The organism is Uliginosibacterium sangjuense, from assembly GCF_059132465.1.
This window is the reverse complement of the sequence record NZ_CP101132.1, coordinates 739,001-758,760: the sequence shown is the minus strand read 5'-3', so window position 1 is coordinate 758,760 and position 19,760 is coordinate 739,001. Positions and strand designations below refer to the sequence as shown.

Here is a 19,760-nt window from a genome sequence, read left to right as displayed (position 1 = left end):
GCACGCTCAGCGGCGCTCGACCGCGAACACCATGGCGATCGCCACCAGCAGGAACATCGCCGCCGGCGCTGCGGCCGTGGCCACCGACGGCCAACTGTGCAAGACGCCCAGCTTGGACAGCAGGCTGTTGACCAGGTGAAAGCCCAGGCCAATGAAGACACCGGCCAGCAGACGCATGCTGACCCCACCTGCCCGCACGCTGCCGTAAGAGAAGGGGAGCGCCAGCCCGATCATGACCAGCACGGTCAGCGGATAGAACAGCTTCTTCCACATTGCGACCTCGTAGCGCGTGGTCGCCTGCTTGTTGCTTTCCAGGTGGTCGATGTAGCGGTAGAGATTGCGGATGGACATGTTGTCCGGCGTGATCATCACGGTGCTGATCATGTCCGGCGTCAGGCTGGATTTCCATTGCAGCTCGGCGTGCTCGACCACCTGCGTGCGCTCGGCCTCGAACACGGTCTGGCGCACCCCGACCAGCACCCAGCCCGCGTCGCGCGAGTACGTACCTGTCTTCGCCTCGCTGATCGACAGGATGCGGTGCGCTTCATCGAATTCGTACAGGCGCACCTCCTCCATGCCTGCATCGGGCGACACCCGGCGGGCATTCACGATGAGATTGCCATCGCGCACCCAGGTCCCGGTTCGCAGTTCCTGCGGCGCCGTCGCATCCGCCGTACGCAGGCGCCACTTCTGCGCGGCCCGCTCCAGCGGCGGTGACACGAACTCGCCCAACATCAGCGTCAGCGCCACGAAGACCAGACCCGTGCGCAGCAGGGAACCCAAGAGACGCATCGTGGACACGCCGGCGGTGCGCATCACGCTTAGCTCGGAGCCCCGGGCGAGCTGGGTCAGCGCGTACAGGCAGCCAATCAGAACAGCGATCGGCATCACCTCGTAGGCTCGCCCCGGGATGCGCAAGAGCACGAAGATGAATGCGTGCTTGAGGCGATAGGTGCCGCGACCGATGTTCTCCAGCTCGCTCAGCAGATCGAAAAAGGCGAACAGGGCGAGGAAGGCCAGCAACACCACCCCGGTGGCGGCAAGCACCTCGCGACGAAGGTAAGCACGCAGGGTTTTCATGCGCGCCGCCGTTTCAGGGAGTGGATCATGCGTTGCGCAAAAAGAACCAGCAGCAACAGGGCCATGAGGCCGTGCACGCCCCACATGCCTTCGCCATAGCCCACGCGTCCCTGGGCCACCCAGGCCTGGGCCACGCCCAGCAGGTTGAAGTAGATGGAGAAGGTCAGCACGGCGAAGATCAGATTGTTGGCACGCCCCGCGCGCGGATTGACGAAAGCCAGGGGAATCGCCAGCAAGGCCAGCATCACGGTGGCCAGCGGAATGCCGAAGCGCCACACCAGCTCCCCCTTGCCGGCCGGCAGCGGGCTGGCCAGCAGCACATGCGTGGGCATCAGGCGCGGCTGCTGCTCCACTACGCCCAGTTCCTTCGGGTCGATACGGATCGCATGCCGCTTGAACTCCGTCACCTGGTAGCGTGCCTCACCCGGCAGCCCCTGGTAATGCCGGCCATCCAGCAGGACCAGGAAGCGGTCGCCATTGCCGGCCGTCTCCAGCAGCCCCTCGGCCGCCACGGTCACGCTCTGCCGCCCCTCGCGCCGGGTATCGATGAAGATGTTGCGGATCCGCCCCTGGTCTGGTGAGGCTGACTCGACGAAAAAGACGCGCTGCGAACCCAGCGACTCACGGAACACGCCAGGCGCGACGCGCGTCACATCATCGCGATTCTCCAGGCGCTTGCGATACTCGGCCGCTTTCTCCTGGGCCCAAGGCGAAAGGAAGATCGACATCCCGGCAATCACCACCGCCAAGGGCAAGGTGAAGCGCAGCACCGGACCGACCCAGCCAGTCAGCGGCATGCCGGAAACAAACCACACCACCATCTCGGAGTCGCGATAGCTGCGCCCGATGGACAGCAGCACGCCGACGAACACCGCCAGCGCCAGCGCCACCGGCAGGTGATTCAGCGTGGAGAAGCCGATCAGCGCCAGCAGCGCGTCGGCCGGAATGCGCCCGCCCGCCGCCTGGCTGAGCATGCGGATCAGCGTCATGGTCAGCAGGATCAGGAACAGCGCGACAAATAAGGCGGCGGTGGTGCCGGCGAATTCGCGCATCGCTGCGCGGCGGAAGATCATGTCGGATAGATGCCCGGAAGGTTTGCCTCGCCCGGCGCCAGCTTTGACGCCACGCGCGACGAGCGGGGATAATGCCTTTCAGCGAGCCGCCTCGTGCCGCGGCCACAGACAGGAAAAAACGCGATGGAATTTAGCATAAAAGCCACCTCCCCCGAGAAGGCCAAGACCCCTTGCCTGGTCCTGCCCGTGTTTGCTGACGGCGAACTGGGGGCCCAGGCCCTGCAGGCCGATGAAGCCGGCGCCGGGCAGATCGCCCGCCTGGCCCGACGCGATCTTGATGACAAGGCCGGCAGCTTGTTGCTGCTGCCCGGGGTGGCCGGGCTGGCTGCCGAGCGCGTGCTGCTGCTGTCGCTGGGCAAGCGCGAGGACTTCGCCGACAAGGCGCTGCGCAGCGCGCTCGGAGCGCTGGGCAAGTGGCTGGCTGCCGCGCGCTTCGATGCGGCCACCCTGGCCGCCACCGATCTCGTACCGCTCACGCGCGACCTGCCCTGGACCCTGCGTACCGCCAGCCAGTTGCTGGGCGACGCCGCGTACCGCTTTGACGCCCCGCGCAAGGACAAGAATGGCAAGACCGGCGGCATCAAGGCGCTGGACTACCTGCTGGTGGCCAAGACCGATGCCACTGCGCGCGCCGCCATGACACAGGGGGCAGCCATCGCCGAGGGCATGGCGCTGACGCGTGACCTGGGCAACCTGCCGGCCAATGTGTGCACGCCCTCCTATCTCGCCGACACCGCCAAGAAACTGGGCAAGCATTACGACTTCAAGGTCGAGGTGTTCGACCGCAACGGCATCCACAAGCTGGGCATGGGCTCCTTCCTGTCGGTCGCGCAGGGCGCGACCGAGCCGCCGCGCTTCATCGTGATGCACTACAAGGGTGGCAAGGCGAAGGATGCACCCGTGGTGCTGGTCGGCAAGGGAATCACCTTCGACACCGGCGGCATCTCGCTGAAACCCGGCGAAGGCATGGACGAAATGAAGTACGACATGTGTGGCGCCGCCTCCGTGCTCGGCACTTTCAAAGCCATCGCGGCGATGAAGCTGCCGCTCAACGTGATCGGCCTGATCCCCAGCACCGAGAACATGCCCGCGGGCAACGCCACCCGCCCCGGCGATGTGGTCAAGTCCATGTCCGGCCAGACCATCGAGATCCTCAACACCGACGCCGAGGGCCGCCTGATCCTGTGCGATGCGCTGACCTACGCGGAACGCTTCAAGCCCGCCGCCGTGGTCGACATCGCCACCCTGACCGGCGCCTGCATCATCGCCCTGGGCCACCAGACTTCCGGCCTGATGGCAAACGACGACGCGCTCGCGGCCGAGCTGCTGAGCGCGGGCACGGAGGCCGGCGACCGCGCCTGGCAACTGCCGATCTTCGAGGAGTACCAGGACCAGTTGAAGAGCAACTTTGCCGACATGGCCAATATCGGCGGCCGCCCCGCCGGCAGCATCACGGCCGCCTGCTTCCTGGCGCGCTTCACCCAGGCCTACAAGTGGGCTCACCTGGATATCGCCGGCACGGCCTGGAAGTCCGGCGCCGACAAGGGCGCCACCGGCCGCCCGGTACCGCTATTGAGCCGCTTCCTGCTGGCGCGCGCCGGTCTGGCATGAACGAAGTCAAGTTCTACCACAACGCACCGGACCGCCTGGCGGCCGCCTGCTCGATCACGGGCAAGGCGGTCGCGCGGGGTCGCCGCGTGGTGGTGTACGCGCCGGACGATGCCCTCGCCCGCCGCTACGACACGCTGCTGTGGAGCCTGCAGCCGCAGTCCTTCGTGCCACACGTCGGACAGGACTCGCCGCTGGCCCCCCGTACCCCGGTCGTCATCGCACGCGACCTGGGCAATCCGCCGCACAATGATGTATTGATCAATCTGGGGGACGCCCTTCCCGCCGGCCACGAGCAGTTCTCGATGCTGGTGGAGGTGGTCTCCCGCGACGGCGAGGATGTCCCCGCCGCGCGCCGCCGCTGGCAGGGCTACAAACAGCAGGGCCTCGCGGTGACCGCACACGATCTGGCAACACTGGCATGACTCCCAATCCCACCGTGACCGAAGGCGAGCTGAGCGACGCGCTGCTGAACAAGGCGGACGCGCTGATCCGGCGCAACCGCCCGGACGGCGTGGGCCTGGAGTCGGAAGAGCTGCCGCTGCTGACCGAGATCGTCGACGACCTGCCCGAGCTGACCGACACCCTGGTGGTCGGCCGGCCGGACACCTTGATCCGCGAAGAGCGCAGCAGCTTCTCCTTCGATCTTGGCTACGACGAGCGCCCGGAGCCCCTGGCCAGCCCCGCCGGCACCAGCTTTGGCCGGGTCGAGTCCGCCGCCTACCCGCCCCCTCCCCCCGCCACGGCGGAACCCGCCGCGCCAGGCAGCCTAAGCCGCGAACAGGTCGACCTGCTGATCGAGGACGCCATCCAGCGCACCCGCGACGAGTTGTTGCGACGCCAGGGTGACGCAATCCACGACACCGCCGAACGCACCCGGCGCGAACTCGCCACCGCGCACGCCCAGCAACTGGAGCAGTTGCGCCGTGAGCACCAGGCACAGTTGCAACGTGCCGTGCAGGAGGCCACCGAGAGTGTGCGCGCGGAAAACCGTGCGATGCAGACGCGCGCCGTGCAGGCCGCGCTGGAGCAAGGCCGCGAAGAGGGGCTGGCGAGCCAGGCGACCTACCTCAACGATGTGCGCCAGGAAGCCGCCGAGCAGGCCACCATGCAGATCAGCGAACACCTGATCCAGCTCGACGCCTACATCGCGCAGGCCATCGACGGCTGGCTGGCGCAGGAACTGCCGCAGATCATCGCGGGCGAACTCGACAGCATGGTCGAGCGCCTGCGCATGCAGACGGCGGCCCATATGCGTGCCACCCTGCTGCCGGAAATCTCCGACAAGCTGTCCTCGATCCTCGACGCCACGCTCGATCGCCCGCGCTGAAGCGGGCTTTTGGGGGCAGCACGCGCCCGGCCGGTATAATCGCGGGTTTCCGTGAATCCAACCGAGCCCGCACATGGAACTCGCCAAGAGCTTTGAACCGGCCGACATCGAGCGCCGCTGGTACCCGCAATGGGAGCAGTCCGGCTATTTCGCCGCCGGCACCGACACCAGCAAGCCTGCTGACCAGTCCTTCTGCATCCTGCTGCCGCCGCCCAACGTGACCGGCACGCTGCACATGGGTCATGGTTTCAACCAGACCATCATGGATGCGCTGACCCGCTACTACCGCATGCGCGGCCAGAACACGCTGTGGCAGCCGGGCACCGACCACGCCGGCATCGCGACGCAGATCGTCGTCGAGCGCCAGCTTGATGCGCAGGGCGTCTCGCGCCACGATCTGGGCCGCGAGAAGTTCATCGAGAAGGTGTGGGAGTGGAAGGAATACTCCGGCTCCACCATCACGCGCCAGATGCGCCGCCTGGGCACCTCGCCCGACTGGAAGCGCGAGCGCTTCACGATGGACGCGGGGCTCTCCAAGATCGTCACCGAAACCTTCGTGCGCCTCTACAACGAGGGCCTGATCTACCGCGGCAAGCGCCTGGTGAACTGGGACCCGGTGCTGGGCACCGCCGTCTCCGACCTGGAAGTGGTCAGCGAAGAGGAAGATGGTTTCCTGTGGCACCTGAACTACCCGCTGGCCGATGGCTCGGGCCATCTGACGGTGGCGACGACGCGCCCGGAGACCATGCTGGGCGATACCGCCGTGATGGTTCACCCGGAAGACGAGCGCTACAAGCACCTGATCGGCAAGATGATCCGCCTGCCGCTCTCCTCGATGACGGGTGACGCGCTGGATGCCAAGCAATGGCGCGAGATTCCGATCATCGCCGACGAGTATGTCGACAAGGAGTTCGGCACTGGCTGCGTGAAGGTCACGCCGGCGCACGATTTCAATGACTATGCGGTGGGCCAGCGTCACCACCTGCCGATGATCTCGGTGCTGACACTGGACGCCAAGATCAACGAGAACGCCCCGGCCAAGTACCACGGCCTGGATCGTTTCGAGGCGCGCAAGCAGATCGTGGCGGACTTCGAGACGCTCGGCCTGATGGGCGAGATCAAGCCGCACAAGCTGCAGGTGCCGCGTGGTGACCGCACTAACGTGGTCATCGAGCCGATGCTCACCGACCAGTGGTTCGTGGCCGTCAACAAGCCCGGCGCCGATGGCAAGAGCATCGGTCAGAAAGCACTGGAAGTCGTCGAGTCCGGCGAGATCAAGTTCGTGCCCGAGAGCTGGGTCAATACCTACTACGCCTGGATGCGCAATCTGCAGGACTGGTGCATCTCGCGCCAGCTCTGGTGGGGTCACCAGATTCCTGCCTGGCATGGCACCGACGGCCGCGTGTGGGTCGCCCACGACGAAGCCGAAGCCAAGGCCTTGGCTGCCAAGGATGGCTACAGTGGCGAACTCACGCGCGATAACGACGTGCTCGACACCTGGTACTCGTCTGCCCTGTGGCCCTTCAGCACCCTGGACTGGACGCCAGAGTGGCCGGCCAAGAGCAACCCGGCGCTGGACCTCTACCTGCCCTCCTCCGTGCTGGTCACCGGCTTCGACATCATCTTCTTCTGGGTCGCCCGGATGATCATGATGACCAAGCACATCACCGGCAAGATCCCGTTCAAGCACGTCTACGTGCACGGCCTGATCCGCGATGCGGAAGGCCAGAAGATGAGCAAATCAAAAGGCAATGTGCTGGACCCGATCGACCTCATCGACGGCATCGGCCTGGACGATCTGATCGCCAAGCGCACCACCGGGCTGATGAACCCGAAGCAGGCCGAGAGCATCGCCAAGAAGACACGCAAGGAATACCCGGATGGCATTCCCGCCTTCGGCACCGACGCGCTGCGCTTCACCTTTGCCTCGCTCGCCTCGCCCGGTCGCGACATCAAGTTCGACATGCACCGCTGCGAGGGCTATCGCAACTTCTGCAACAAGCTGTGGAACGCCACGCGCTTCGTGCTGATGAACTGCGAGGGCAAGGACTGCGGCCTGGATAATCACAAAGTCAGTGAATGTGACGGCCAGTACCTGCGCTTCTCGTTTGCCGACCGCTGGATGGTGAGCCGCCTGCAACGCGCCGAAGCCGAGATCGCGCAGTACTTCACCGACTACCGCCTGGATCTGGCCGCACGCTGCATCTACGAACTGGTGTGGGACGAGTACTGCGACTGGTACCTGGAACTGGCCAAGGTGCAGCTCAACACCGGCGACGAGGCCACGCAGCGCGGCACGCGCCGCACCCTGGTGCGCGTGCTGGAGACCATCCTGCGCCTGGCGCATCCGCTGCTGCCCTTCATCACCGAAGAGCTGTGGCAGACGGTTGCCGTGGTCGCCGATCGCAAGAAGAGCGACTTCATCGGCACCGCCGCCTACCCGACCTGCGAGCCCAGCCGCATCGACGAAAGCTCCGAAGCCCAGGTCGCCCAGCTCAAGGACATGATCAACGCCTGCCGCAGCCTGCGTGCCGAGATGAACCTCACCGGCCAGCGCGTGCCGCTGCTGATCGCCGGCGATGAGGAGACGGTGAAGCGCTACGGCCCCTACCTCGCCTCCCTGGCCAAGCTGTCGGAAGTCAGCGCGGTCGGTGCCGAGCTGCCGCAGTCGCCGGCGCCCGTGCAGGTGGTCGGCGAGTTCCGCCTGATGCTCAAGATCGAGATCGATGTGGCCGCCGAGAAGGCGCGTGTCGGCAAGGAGATCGCGCGCATCGAGGGCGAGGTCGGCAAGCTGGAGACCAAACTCGGCAACGAAGGCTTCGTCGCCCGCGCTCCGGCCGCCGTGGTGGAGACGGAACGCAAGCGCCTGGCTGACTTCCAGTCCACGCTGGACAAGCTGCGCGAGCAACTGACCCGCCTGGGCTGATCCTCCGCCAGTCCTCACCCACGACAAGGCCCGCCCATGCGGGCCTTGTCGTTTTCATCCGGCCGGCGCGTCGCAGGCGCTCGACTGCAGGGTGTTGCGTATCGTCGCCTCCAGCATGCGTAGCGGCAAGGGCAGGCCGAAGAGGTAGCCCTGGAACCCGGCGACCCCGCGGGCCCGGAGCCACTCAAGTTGCTCATGCTGCTCCACGCATTCAGCCACCAACTGGATGTTCATGGCCTGCGCGATGGCCACCACGCCTGAAATGGCTGCCTGGCTGAACGCGTTGCTCACCACGTCGCCGACGAATGCGCCGTCGATCTTGATCTGATCGAAAGCCAGGTACTTGAGGCCTTCCAGCGAAGAATGCCCGGTCCCAAAATCGTCCAGCGCGAAACGCACGCCATGCGCATGCAAGAGTTCGATCACACGGCCAGCGTCCTGGAATGACTTGGTACGTACATGCTCCGTGATTTCCAGGCACAGCCTGCCCGGCGGCAGGGAGTACTTGTCGATCAGCCGGATGACGGTCTGGGTAAAGGCCGGATGCTCGAAGGCCTTGGCGGTGATGTTGACCGACAGGGTCAGCTCCTGCAGGGCCGGATCGTTCTGCCATTTGCCGAGGGTGGCGCAGGCGCTGTCGAGCACCCAGTTGTCGATGTCGTGGATCAGGCCGCAAGTCACGGCATCCGGCAGGAACTCGGCGGGCAGCAACAGACCGCGCGCCGGATGATGCCAGCGCAGCAGGGCCTCGACGCCGACCGGCTTGAGCTGGCGATCCACCTGGATCTGGTACAGCAGCTCCAGTTGCCGCGACCGGAGGGCTGCACGCAGGTCCTTTTCCAGGTTGTCCTTGTACTGAAGCTCCGTCTCCATCGCCGGCTCGAAGAAGCGACAGATGTTCCGCCCCCGCCTCTTCGCCCGGTAGAGCGCGATGTCCGCACGCTTGATCAATTCCTCGACAGTCCAGCCATCCTCGGGGGAGCAGGCCACCCCGATGCTGCCATAGGAGTACAACTGCAGATCGCCCAGCACGTAAGGCTGGGCCAGGATGCCCAGGATGTCGCGGCACAGTGCGTCCAGGCGGGCGCGGAACGCCCCCTCCCGCCCCGGAGCGTCGCATACCAGGAGCACGAACTCGTCGCCACCGAAGCGCGCGATCATGTCCTCCGCATCGCAGCAGGCCTGCAGGCGCTGGGCCACCTGGCACAGCAGGAGGTCGCCTACATCATGGCCGTAGAGATCGTTGATCTTCTTGAAGTCGTCGAGGTCGATGAAGAGCAGCCCGAAGGCCTGTCCGCCACAGCTGACGAGCTGGTGCAGGCGCTCGTGCACGGCGCGGCGGTTGTGCAGGCGGGTCAGCGGGTCGGTCGTCGACAGGCGCTCCAGGTGGCTGTTCATCTGGTCGAGCTGCTGATTCTGCAGCGACAGCAGCCGGTTGATGCGCTCCATCTCTTCTTCGCGCTGCTTGCGATCGTTGATGTTGAAGGTCACGCCGATGAAGCGCCGCATCGCGGTGTCTTCCTGCGCGTTCATGACGCGGCCATAGTTGGCGTACCAGATCCATTCGCCGGACTTGGCCCGCAGGCGGAACTCGGCCCGGTAGTTGTCGGCCCGGCCATCGCGATAGGCCGCCAGCGCCGTGTCAAGCAGGGGGCGGTCATCCGGATGCAGGAGGTCCAGCCAGAAACTCATGCTGTCCGCCCCTTCCTCGATGGTGTAGCCGAGTTCGACGAAGGTACGGCTTGCCGGATGAGTGACCTTGCCGGTGGCGAGGTCGTTCTCCCACAGGTCCAACCCCGCTGCTTCCAGCGCGAGCAACAGTCTGTTGTGGTCTTCGTTCATGGCGCCCCCAGCCGATTCCTGCCCTGGCCGATCAGTACGGCAAAGCTCCCGCGTAGCCCAACGATCGCAGCAAACCCGCAAACGAGGCCATCACGCCGGGCGTGGCAACCAGTTGCGGCGCCGCCACTACCTGGATGAGGCTGACAGCCTGACCCGTACTCTGCTGCGCGTTGAAGTCGTAGTAGACCTGAAGATCGGGAGTGGCATTGGAGAACCCGGCCCCCTGCGACTCGGAGTAGTAGCAGATCGAGTCGGGCGCCAAGACTACTGGCGCGAAAGCCTGGGCGGAATAGAGGATCAGGTTCTCATTCAGGTTGTAGAGGTAGAAGCGGCTGGTGCTGAGCGCGGGGTCCGGGTTGTCGTCCAGACGGATGATGCCGGCATCGAGCGAGGCACTGGTGGTCGCTTGCGTGATCTGCGTGATGAAGTAGTTGGTCGCCACCGCGCGGGCGGCACGCCCGGTCTGCAACGTTATCTGTTCCACCACGGACTGGGTGGCCCAGGGCCCCTGACGGAGGAAGCTGCCGAGTGCGCGTGTCTGGCTCAGTGTGTTGGGCAGGTACTGCCCCGTCAGCGCAAAACCATTGGCCGGTCCCGAGGGCCACATCGAAATGCCGGCAAACGAACCGAAGGCTTTCACCACCGCGCCGCCCAGGGTTTCCACCTGCGGCGTAGTAGGCACACTCAGCACCGCCGACTGGATCTGCGCTGGCTCTGTTGCGTTGTCAGCCACCACGCAAGGACAGGGCGGCAAGCCGGCCGCCCCCGCGAACGTGGTCTGCGGCAGCTCAGGCACCGCGCGGCCGGCACCATCGCCATCCACCACCCATTGCACCCCGCCCAGACCAAGGGCTGCAGCCAGCAGTGGCACCAGGGAATTGATCGGCCCCGTCTCGATGGGGATCGCACAGTGCGTCACGAAACCGCAACTCTGCGCCTGCATCAGCAAGGTGTTGCCAATGGACTGCTGCAATTCCTGCAGGCTCATCTGGCCGGCCGCATCCGGCGAGCCCATCATCGCGATCACGCTGCAAGGGCTTTGTCCGTCGTATGGCTGGACCGGCACGCTGCCACTCCAACCACTGGCCACCAATTGCTGCAGGATCAACAAGGCATCCTGATAGCCCCCGCCACCGCCACTGCCCAGCACCGCCGCACCTGCTGCCACATCGAGCAGCGCGTCCATACCCCAAGCCTGTACCGCCATCACTCCCCCGATCGAATGAAGTAAGCCCAGCGTTTTCTCCACCACAGTTCTGTTTCGGTCGTCGTGCAGAAAACTTTAAGAAACAACACGCAAGGCCAGGGGCGGTCCGCAGCCGCGCCGCCGGCTACGCGGGAGGCGGGCTGTTCGCGGGTCAAGCCGGCGCGAGGACGCAACACCGGTGCGTCCGGACGCAGAGAGGGGCGCCGCGGCCTTGGTTCAGAAGCGCAGGGGCGCGTCGGGCAACTCGTTGGGATTGGCTGTCACGGCGGGAAAGTGCTCGACCAGCAAGGCGGTGATGCGTTGTTCCGCCGCCACCATGCCCTGGACATACTCACCGCGCGAAAAACACTGGGTGGCCGTGGATGCGATGGCATCCCATTCGGCCTGCGGCACACGGCGGTGGATGCCACGATCGGCCACGATCTCCAGCCGGTGCTCGGCCATCAGCAGGTAGATCAGCACGCCTGAGTTCTCTTCGGTGTCCCATACGCCTTGCTGGGCGAAATGCATCAGCGCCAGCTCACGGCTGGACGGCACGCCCTGCAGGGCGGCCCAACCCAGTCCGCCCTGGATCACCACACGCAGCTCGCCGCGATGCTGCGCTTCGGATTGCGCCACGACCTCGCCGATACGCGCCAGCGCGGCCGCGGGGAACACCCGCCGCGCCTCGCGCTCGCCCGCCCACAGATGACGCCAGAGTCTGTTCAGCACGCCCATCACCAGCCTCCCGAGGCGCCACCGCCACCGAAACCGCCGCCGCCCCCGGACCATCCGCCGCCCGAGCCCCCACCCCAGCCGCCGCCGAAACCGCCCGGCAGGATCACCGTGCGTGCGCCGCGCCGGCCGGTGCTGTAGGCCCGGCCACTGCCGCCGAAGACACGGCTCAGCACGAAGAACAGGATGATCAGGACGATGAAGCCGACAGACCCGATGTCCTGCATGCTGCTGCGCCGGCTGCCCGGGCGCGGTGGCGGCAGCCCCTCGGCGCCCACCCGCTCGGCGATGCGCGCGACACCCGCAGCCAGCCCGCCGTGAAAGTCGCCCTGCTTGAAGTAGGGCGCGATGTCATCGGCGATGATGCGCTTGGCAATGGCATCCGGAATCGCCCCTTCCAGCCCGCGCCCGACCTCGATGCGCAACTGCCGGTCCTGCAAGGCCACCAGCAGGATGACGCCATCATCCACGCCCTGGCGCCCGAGCTTCCACGCCTCCGCCACGCGGATGCCGAAGGCCGCCAGGTCCTCCGGCTGCGTCGTCGGCAACAGCAGGATCGCCACCTGGCTGCCCTTCTGCTGCTCGATCGCGGAGAGGCGGGCCGCCAGGTCCTGCCGCGCGGCGGCATCCAGCACGCCGGTGAGATCGACCACGCGCCCGCTCAGGGCAGGCACCGCCACCTCGGCCTGCGCGATGAGGCCCAGGCCCGCCAGGCACAGCGCGAGCAGCCAGCGCTTCATGGCCGGCCCTTACTTCTTGCCGCCGAAATCGACAGTCGGCGCATTGCTGATCGCCGCCTCGTTCTCCACGGTGAAGCTGGGCTTGGTCTTGTAGCCCATGACCATGGCGGTGAGGTTGTTGGGGAAGGTGCGGACGCCCACGTTGTAGGTTTCCACCGCCTTGATGAAGCGGTTGCGCGCCACCGTGATGCGGTTCTCGGTGCCCTCGATCTGCGCCTGCAGGTCGCGGAAGTTGGCATCCGCCTTGAGCTGCGGGTAGTTCTCGCTGACCACCAGCAGGCGGGCGATGGCGCTCGACAGTTCGCCCTGCGCCTTCTGGAATTTCGCCAGCGCCTCGGGGTCGTTGGCCAGCTCGGGCGTGACATTCATCCCGCCCACGCTGGCGCGCGCCTCGGTCACGCGGGTGAGCACCTCCTTCTCGTGTTCGGCATAACCCTTGACCACGTTGACCAGGTTGGGCACCAAGTCGGCGCGCCGCTTGTACTGGTTCAGCACCTCGGCCCAGGCCGATTTCACGGCCTCGTCGTTGATCTGCATGTCGTTGTAGCCGCAGGCGCTCAGCAGCAACGCGGCCAGACTCAGCACGAGCATTCTCAGCAGGGACATCGCCTTCTCCTTCCGATCCGGGACATGACATTCGAACACGCATCATACGGGCAGCGGGTGACAGGGATATGCGCCCGCTCGCATTGACCACCGGGAGCCTCCGGGCGTTCCCGCAAAACCCTGCATGCTCAGTCACTTAAAGCGGGTTCGGCGCTTTGCCCTGCCCGCCGGCACGGGTATACTGCGCGGTTTTTCCCAACGCTCCGGGTCTCCCCCCATGACTGCACGCATCATCGACGGCAACGCGCTTTCGGCCAAGGTCCGCGAAGAGATTGCCCAACGTGCCGCCGCGCTCACGGCGCAAGGCATCCAACCCTGCCTCGCCGTGATCCTGGTCGGCGACAATCCGGCCTCCGCCGTCTACGTGCGCAACAAGGTCGCGGGCTGCGAAAAGGCCGGCTTCCGTTCGCTGAAATTCGACTACCCGGCCGACGTGTCGCCCGAGGTCGTGTTCGGCAAGATCGCCGAGCTGAACGCCGATCCGGCGGTGCACGGCATCCTGGTGCAACTACCGCTGCCCAAGCAGTTCAACGAAGATCAGGTGCTGGAAGCCATCTCGCCGGACAAGGATGTGGACGGTTTCCACGCTGAGAACTTCGGCCTGCTGCTGCAGGGGCGCAAGAGCTTCTACCCCTGCACGCCCTGGGGCGTGATGAAGATGCTGGAGTCTGAGCAAATTCCGCTCAAGGGCAAGGAAGCCGTGGTCATCGGCCGCAGCAACATCGTCGGCAAGCCGATGGCGGTGATGTTGCTGTCGCAGGGCGCGACCGTCACGGTGTGCCATTCGCAGACCGCCGACCTGGCCTTTCACACGCGTCGCGCCGACATCCTGGTCGTCGCCGTCGGCCGTGCCAAGATGATCAAGGGCGACATGGTCAAGCCCGGTGCCGTGGTCATCGACGTCGGCATGAATCGCGACGAGCACGGCAAGCTGTGCGGCGACGTCGATTTCGACTCGGCCAAGGAAGTCGCCTCGCTGATCACCCCGGTGCCCGGTGGCGTCGGCCCCATGACCATCACCATGCTGCTCGCCAATACGCTGGAATCCGCCAAGCGCGTGGCCAACAAGAAGAACTGACATGTCTGAACAGAAACCCGTCATTGGCATCGTCATGGGCTCCAACTCCGATTGGCCCACGCTGCAAGCCGCCGCCCGCGTGCTGAAGGATTTCGGCATCCCCTACGAGGCGCGCGTGGTATCCGCCCACCGCACGCCGGACCTGATGTTCGACTACGCCGAGCGCGCGCGTGGCCGTGGCCTCAAGGCCATCATCGCCGGCGCCGGTGGCGCCGCCCACCTGCCGGGCATGCTGGCGGCCAAGACCACCGTCCCCATCCTGGGCGTGCCGGTGCAGAGCAAGGCGCTGTCGGGCGTGGACTCGCTGCATTCGATCGTGCAGATGCCCAAGGGCATTCCCGTCGCCACCTTCGCCATCGGCGAGGCCGGCGCGGCCAATGCAGGCCTGTTCGCGGTAGCCATGCTGGCCAACGAAGACCCAAAGATCGCTGCGCTGCTGGAAACCTTCCGTGAGCGCCAGACGCAGAGCGTGCTGGACATGAAGCTGGACGACATCGCGTGAGCAAGATGATTCTCCCGCCCGCCACCCTGGGCATGCTGGGCGGCGGCCAACTGGGCCGCTTCTTCGTGCTGGCTGCCCATGAGATGGGTTACAAGGTCTGGGTGCTGGACCCGGATGCCAACAGCCCCGCCGGCAAGGCAGCCGACCGCCACCTGTGCACCGCCTTCGATGACTTCGCAGCGCTGGACCTGATGGCTGCCGAATGCGCCGCGGTGACGACCGAGTTCGAGAACGTGCCGGCCGCCACGCTGGACTACCTTGCCAAGTTCATCCCCGTGCGCCCCTCGGCCGATGCCGTCGGCATCTGCCAGAACCGCGTCGCGGAGAAGATGTTCCTGCGCAACAACGGCATCCCGCACGCACCCTTTGCACCGATCAACAGTGCCGAGGACCTGGCCAACGCACCGGCCGAGCTGTTCCCGGGCATCCTGAAAGTGGCCCGCTTCGGCTATGACGGCAAGGGCCAGGCCCGCGTGACGAGCCGCGAGGAAGCGCTGGCCGCCTGGCAAGGCTTCCACGGCGAGCCCTGTGTGCTGGAACAGATGCTCAAGCTGGACTACGAAGTCTCCGTGGTGCTGGCACGCGACGAGCACGGCCGCGCGCGCTGCTTTCCGGTGGCCGAGAACGCACATGCGCATGGCATTCTCGACATTTCCATCGCGCCGGCGCGCGCCTCTGCCTGCCAGCGTGACACAGCGCAGGAACTGGCCGAACGCATCGCCGACAAGCTGGACTACATCGGCACGCTGGGCGTGGAGTTCTTCGTCTCGCGCGGCGAGCTGTACGTCAACGAGATGGCGCCGCGCCCGCACAACAGTGGCCACTACACGGTGGACGCCTGCATCACCAGCCAGTATGAACAGCAGGTGCGTGCGCTGTGCGGCCTGCCCTTGGGCGATGCGCGTGCGCACAGCGCGGCGGTGATGGTGAACCTGCTGGGCGACGTGTGGTACGACGCGCAGGGCCACTACCGCGAGCCGGACTGGAGCCTGCTCTTCGCTTATCCGAACCTGAAGCTGCACCTGTACGGCAAGCACCACGCCCGCCCCGGCCGCAAGATGGGCCACTTCACGGTCGTCGATGCCGACCCGGTCAAGGCGCAGGAAACAGCGATGGCTGCGCGTCAGGCCATTGGCATCCGCGACGAGTAGCCCTATGCGACACCTGGCCGCCCTGATGCTGGGCCTGCTGCTGGGAACGGCCCAGGCAGGCACGCCCGAGGCCGTCACCATTCCGCCAGCCGGCCTGTCCAGCTCGCCGACGCCCTTGCGCGCGTACTTGTTCAAGCCCGCTGGCGACGGCCCACACCGCGCGGTGGTGATGGTGCACGGTTGCGGCGGTGCCTACGCCAAGGACGGCAGCCTCAACGCACGCCACCAGATGTGGGGCGAACACCTTGCGGCGCATGGTTACCTCGCCCTGATGCTGGACAGCTTCAGCTCTCGTGGCCTGAAAGAACTGTGCACGCAGAAATACGCCGAGCGCACGATCAAGGAGGCCGACCGCGTCGGCGACACCTACGCCGCGCTGCACTGGCTGCGCCAGCAGCCGGGTGTGGATGCGCAGCACATTGCGCTGCTGGGCTGGTCGCATGGGGGCGGCGTCACGCTCGACGCGATCCGCCGCAAACCCAAGAGCATGACTGAGGGTTTCGCGGCTGCCGTCTCCTTCTACCCAGGCTGCACCTCGCGCAACAAGAAGGCGGCCAGCTTCATGCCCTACGCTCCGCTGCAGATCCTGATCGGCGAAGCGGACGACTGGACCCCGGCCGCCTCCTGCGTGGCGCTGACCGACACCGCACGCGCACACGGCGCGCCGATGCAGATCCACACCTACCCGGGCGCTTACCATGACTTCGACAACCCGGGCCTCACCAAGGTACGCATCCGCAAGGACGTGCCCAACGGCGTGAACCCCGGCCAGGGCGTGCATACCGGCCCCCACCCGGAAGCACGCGAAGACGCCAAGCAGCGCGTGCTGGCCTTCCTCGCGGAACAGCTCAAGTGATCGTCACCGACAGCGACGCCAACATCGCGCGCGCCGCCACCCTGCTGCGTGCCGGCGAACTGGTCGCCCTGCCCACCGAAACGGTCTATGGGCTGGGCGCAGATGCGATGAACCCACAGGCCGTCGCACGCATCTTCGCCGCCAAGAATCGGCCGGCCGACCACCCGCTGATCGTGCACCTGGCCGACCGCGAGCAGATGACGGAGTGGGCACGCGAGATTCCGCGCGAGGCCATCGCGCTGGCCTACGCCTTCTGGCCCGGCCCGCTGACCCTGATCCTGAAGAAGGAAGAGGATGTGCCGGACGTGGTGACCGGCGGGCAGGACACGGTGGGCCTGCGCGTACCTGATCATCCGGTGGCCCTGGCCCTGCTGCGCGCCTTCGGTGGTGGCGTGGCGGCCCCGTCCGCCAACCGCTTCGGCCGCATCAGCCCGACCACGGCACAGCATGTAGAGGAAGAGCTGGGTGACTCGGTCGCCATGATCCTCGATGGTGGCGCCTGCGACGTCGGCATCGAGTCGACGATCCTGGATCTGTCGCGCGGCGAGCCGGTGATCCTGCGCCCCGGCATGATCGGCCTCGACGCCATCGCCGCTGTCATCGGCCGGCGCCCCCGCCTGCGCGAGGCGGCCGAACATGCGCCGCGCGTCTCCGGCGCGCTGGCCGCCCACTACGCACCACGCACGCCGATGCGGCTGGCCGCCAAGGCGGAACTGGAAACGGCCGACGCCGGCTGCGCGATCCTCTCGCACAGCATCGAACGCCCCGCCCGCCTGCATGCCATGAGCATCGTCGCGCCGAGCGACGCGCAGGGCTTTGCCCACGACCTGTACGCCAACCTGCGCGCGCTGGATGCCAGCGGTGCGCGCGAAATCCTGGTCGAGGCCCTGCCCGAGGATTCGGCGTGGGACGCCGTGCGCGACCGCCTGGGTCGCGCAGTGGTGGGGTCGGGGATCGAGGACGACGAAACTTAGGGCGGAACGCGAAGCGGTTCCGCCTATCCTGTCTCGCGCCGACTCCCGATTGCCGCCCTGCGGGCGGCTACACCCTCACCCGCCTCACCGCATACACCCCACCCAGCGCCAGCACCTCGCCCTCACCCTGCAGCTTGCCGGGCATGAGGGCGGAGCTGCAGAGGATCTTGGTCAGCGGGACTTCGGTCTCAATGATGATGTCGCCGAACTCCTCGGCACGCTCACGCTCGGTGGAGAAGGAGTTGATGCTGTTGAGCAACACCAGCTTCTGGCCTTCGTACTCGCCCAGCACTTCGTGCGCCTCCCAGCGGTTGAGCCCGCGATAGAGGTGGAAATGGGTCTGGCCGGCGTAGCGCCGCACGAGCTCGGCCTGGGTCCAGGTGTAGAGCAGGTCGAGCTGACTTTCGAGCGCATTGGTGTTGTAGAGGCCGGTGGCGCGCTGCTCGAGGTAGATGCGGTAAGCCTCCCCCGAGAAGTCGCGGATCGGCGCCCGGTGGTAGCGCGGCAGCAGGCCGAAGCGTGACTCGGCCCAGGACTTGAGCACGGCGCCTTCGATGGCATCGGAGTTGATGTGCCAGCCACGGATGAGCTTGAGGTAGTTGAGCTTGCCGCGCCCCTTGGGCTTGCTGAGGTCGAAGCCGGCTTCGTCGAGCGCATCGAGGCAGAAGCTGACCGCCATGTACTCATGCAACATGCGCTCGCGCGTGGCCGGCTCGTCGTATGCGTCCAGCATTTCGAGGAATTTGCGGTGCAGGGCGGCCACGCCGTCCAGCTCCAGCGGCGAGGGCTTGAACTGGTAGGTCAGGCTGCCCAGGATCACCGCCGGCAGGTTGCAGCGGTTGATCGGCAGCCGCGCCCAGGTGGGGAGCGTGGGGCGCTCCGGCGGCTTGTCGCCATCCTGACAGGCTGCCCCCAATTTGTCGCATGCCAGACCGGCACCCTCCTCCTCATCCATCGTGTTTTTCCTTTTGTTTCAATGCCCTATGAATCTCAGCAGGGCGTGGCACATGGGTTGCGATTTTAGTTCCGAGCGATCAGCCATGTGCGCCTTGCGTCCCCCTCGCAACTCACGTGCCTGATCCGGCGCAACCCCGCGAAACATTTTCTCAAGGAGTGAGCAATGGCAAGGATTCGTCAGGCCGCAATTTACGGCAAGGGTGGTATCGGCAAGTCCACCACGACGCAGAACCTCGTGGCCGCGCTGGCTGAGGCCGGCAAGAAGGTGATGATCATCGGCTGCGACCCGAAGGCCGACTCGACTCGCCTGATCCTGCACAGCAAGGCCCAATCGACGGTCATGCACCTGGCGGCCGAGGCCGGTTCGGTGGAAGACCTGGAACTGGACGACGTGCTCGCGGTGGGATTCGGCGGCGTGAAGTGCGTGGAATCCGGTGGCCCGGAACCCGGCGTGGGCTGCGCCGGTCGTGGCGTGATTACCGCGATCAACTTCCTGGAAGAGGAAGGCGCCTATGACGAGGACCTGGACTTCGTGTTCTACGACGTGCTGGGCGACGTGGTGTGCGGTGGTTTCGCCATGCCGATCCGCGAGAACAAGGCGCAGGAAATCTACATCGTGGTGTCGGGCGAGATGATGGCCATGTACGCGGCCAACAACATCGCCAAGGGCATCGTGAAGTACGCCACCTCGGGTTCGGTGCGCCTGGCCGGCCTGATCTGCAACAGCCGCAAGACCGACCGTGAGGACGAGCTGATCGAGGAACTGGCCCGTCGCCTGGGTACCCAGATGATCCACTTCGTGCCGCGCGACAACGTGGTGCAGCACGCCGAGATCCGCCGCATGACGGTGATCGAGTACGACAAGAAGGCCAAGCAGGCCGACGAGTACCGCGCACTGGCCCAGAAGATCATCGACAACAAGAAGTTCGTGATTCCGACCCCGCTCGAAATGGAAGAGCTGGAGTCGCTGCTGATGGAGTTCGGCCTGATGGAAGCCGAGGACGAATCCATCGTCGGCAAGACCAAGGAAGCCGAGACCGCGTAAGGACGCGCGACCACGCCGTCGTGCCAGCGCATGCAGGCATGGCGGCTCGGTCGGGCGCAGCAGGCTGAATG

At 66.1% G+C, this 19,760-nt stretch carries 18 protein-coding genes; 10 read left to right on the top strand and 8 right to left on the bottom strand.

Features of this window, described 5'->3' with window-relative positions; translation table 11 throughout:
* Window positions 1-6 precede the first annotated feature (6 nt).
* Complete coding sequence (gene lptG, locus NMB43_RS03475; RefSeq protein ID WP_494350771.1) at window positions 7-1,080, bottom strand: LPS export ABC transporter permease LptG; 1,074 nt, start codon at window positions 1,078-1,080, stop codon at window positions 7-9.
* Window positions 1,077-2,153 (bottom strand): LPS export ABC transporter permease LptF, encoded by a 1,077-nt coding sequence (gene lptF / locus NMB43_RS03470; RefSeq protein WP_494350770.1) that lies wholly within the window; start codon window positions 2,151-2,153, stop codon window positions 1,077-1,079. Before lptF ends, lptG begins: the two co-directional genes overlap by 4 nt.
* 123 nt (window positions 2,154-2,276) lie before the next feature.
* Between lptF and NMB43_RS03465 the strand changes: the two genes are divergently transcribed.
* From NMB43_RS03465 to NMB43_RS03450, 4 genes are all read left to right on the top strand, one after another.
* Window positions 2,277-3,764 carry a leucyl aminopeptidase gene (locus tag NMB43_RS03465; protein ID WP_494350769.1) on the top strand — a complete coding sequence of 496 codons (1,488 nt, stop codon included), beginning with the start codon at window positions 2,277-2,279 and terminating at the stop codon, window positions 3,762-3,764.
* Window positions 3,761-4,186, top strand: coding sequence for a DNA polymerase III subunit chi (locus NMB43_RS03460; RefSeq protein WP_494350768.1), 426 nt, complete (start codon window positions 3,761-3,763; stop codon window positions 4,184-4,186). Before NMB43_RS03465 ends, NMB43_RS03460 begins: the two co-directional genes overlap by 4 nt.
* Window positions 4,183-5,091 carry a hypothetical protein gene (locus NMB43_RS03455; protein WP_494350767.1) on the top strand — a complete coding sequence of 303 codons (909 nt, stop codon included), beginning with the start codon at window positions 4,183-4,185 and terminating at the stop codon, window positions 5,089-5,091. The genes NMB43_RS03460 and NMB43_RS03455 overlap by 4 nt, the downstream gene beginning before the upstream one ends.
* Window positions 5,092-5,164: 73 nt before the next feature.
* Window positions 5,165-8,017 (top strand): valine--tRNA ligase, encoded by a 2,853-nt coding sequence (locus tag NMB43_RS03450; RefSeq protein ID WP_494350766.1) that lies wholly within the window; start codon window positions 5,165-5,167, stop codon window positions 8,015-8,017.
* A 54-nt stretch (window positions 8,018-8,071) separates the two neighbouring features.
* Here the strand turns inward: NMB43_RS03450 and NMB43_RS03445 are convergent, their stop codons facing one another.
* The 5 genes from NMB43_RS03445 to NMB43_RS03425 form a co-directional block, all read right to left on the bottom strand.
* Window positions 8,072-9,859 (bottom strand): putative bifunctional diguanylate cyclase/phosphodiesterase, encoded by a 1,788-nt coding sequence (locus NMB43_RS03445; protein ID WP_494350765.1) that lies wholly within the window; start codon window positions 9,857-9,859, stop codon window positions 8,072-8,074.
* A 31-nt stretch (window positions 9,860-9,890) separates the two neighbouring features.
* Entirely contained in the window at window positions 9,891-11,066 is a 1,176-nt protein-coding gene (locus NMB43_RS03440) for an S-methyl thiohydantoin desulfurase domain-containing protein (protein WP_494350764.1), read from the bottom strand.
* Window positions 11,067-11,282: 216 nt separating this feature from the next.
* Window positions 11,283-11,777 carry a TPM domain-containing protein gene (locus NMB43_RS03435; protein ID WP_494350763.1) on the bottom strand — a complete coding sequence of 165 codons (495 nt, stop codon included), beginning with the start codon at window positions 11,775-11,777 and terminating at the stop codon, window positions 11,283-11,285.
* A 5-nt stretch (window positions 11,778-11,782) separates the two neighbouring features.
* The gene (locus tag NMB43_RS03430; protein ID WP_494350762.1) at window positions 11,783-12,520 is read right to left on the bottom strand and encodes a TPM domain-containing protein; all 738 of its coding nucleotides are present in this window, start codon (window positions 12,518-12,520) and stop codon (window positions 11,783-11,785) included.
* A gap of 9 nt (window positions 12,521-12,529) precedes the next feature.
* Window positions 12,530-13,126, bottom strand: a complete 597-nt coding sequence (locus tag NMB43_RS03425) for a LemA family protein (protein WP_494350761.1) — start codon at window positions 13,124-13,126, stop codon at window positions 12,530-12,532.
* A 217-nt stretch (window positions 13,127-13,343) separates the two neighbouring features.
* On the opposite strand from NMB43_RS03425, the gene folD reads away from it, so the two are divergent.
* Genes folD through NMB43_RS03400 form a run of 5 tightly spaced genes read left to right on the top strand, consistent with a single transcriptional unit; the run spans window position 13,344 to window position 17,687 of the window.
* Window positions 13,344-14,204, top strand: coding sequence for a bifunctional methylenetetrahydrofolate dehydrogenase/methenyltetrahydrofolate cyclohydrolase FolD (gene folD / locus NMB43_RS03420; protein WP_494350760.1), 861 nt, complete (start codon window positions 13,344-13,346; stop codon window positions 14,202-14,204).
* A gap of 1 nt (window position 14,205) precedes the next feature.
* Window positions 14,206-14,706 carry a 5-(carboxyamino)imidazole ribonucleotide mutase gene (gene purE / locus NMB43_RS03415; protein WP_494350759.1) on the top strand — a complete coding sequence of 167 codons (501 nt, stop codon included), beginning with the start codon at window positions 14,206-14,208 and terminating at the stop codon, window positions 14,704-14,706.
* Window positions 14,707-14,711: 5 nt separating this feature from the next.
* Window positions 14,712-15,857 carry a 5-(carboxyamino)imidazole ribonucleotide synthase gene (locus tag NMB43_RS03410; protein ID WP_494352104.1) on the top strand — a complete coding sequence of 382 codons (1,146 nt, stop codon included), beginning with the start codon at window positions 14,712-14,714 and terminating at the stop codon, window positions 15,855-15,857.
* Window positions 15,858-15,861: 4 nt separating this feature from the next.
* Window positions 15,862-16,713 (top strand): dienelactone hydrolase family protein, encoded by an 852-nt coding sequence (locus NMB43_RS03405; RefSeq protein WP_494350758.1) that lies wholly within the window; start codon window positions 15,862-15,864, stop codon window positions 16,711-16,713.
* On the top strand, window positions 16,710-17,687 hold the full coding sequence (locus NMB43_RS03400; protein WP_494350757.1) for an L-threonylcarbamoyladenylate synthase: 978 nt from the start codon (window positions 16,710-16,712) through the stop codon (window positions 17,685-17,687). Before NMB43_RS03405 ends, NMB43_RS03400 begins: the two co-directional genes overlap by 4 nt.
* Window positions 17,688-17,754: 67 nt before the next feature.
* On the opposite strand, the gene NMB43_RS03395 is transcribed toward NMB43_RS03400, so the two are convergent.
* Window positions 17,755-18,642, bottom strand: coding sequence for an NAD(+)--dinitrogen-reductase ADP-D-ribosyltransferase (locus tag NMB43_RS03395; protein ID WP_494350756.1), 888 nt, complete (start codon window positions 18,640-18,642; stop codon window positions 17,755-17,757).
* 165 nt (window positions 18,643-18,807) lie between these two features.
* On the opposite strand from NMB43_RS03395, the gene nifH reads away from it, so the two are divergent.
* Window positions 18,808-19,689: a nitrogenase iron protein gene (nifH, locus tag NMB43_RS03390; protein WP_494350755.1), complete on the top strand. Its 882-nt coding sequence runs from the start codon at window positions 18,808-18,810 to the stop codon at window positions 19,687-19,689.
* Window positions 19,690-19,760 lie beyond the last annotated feature (71 nt).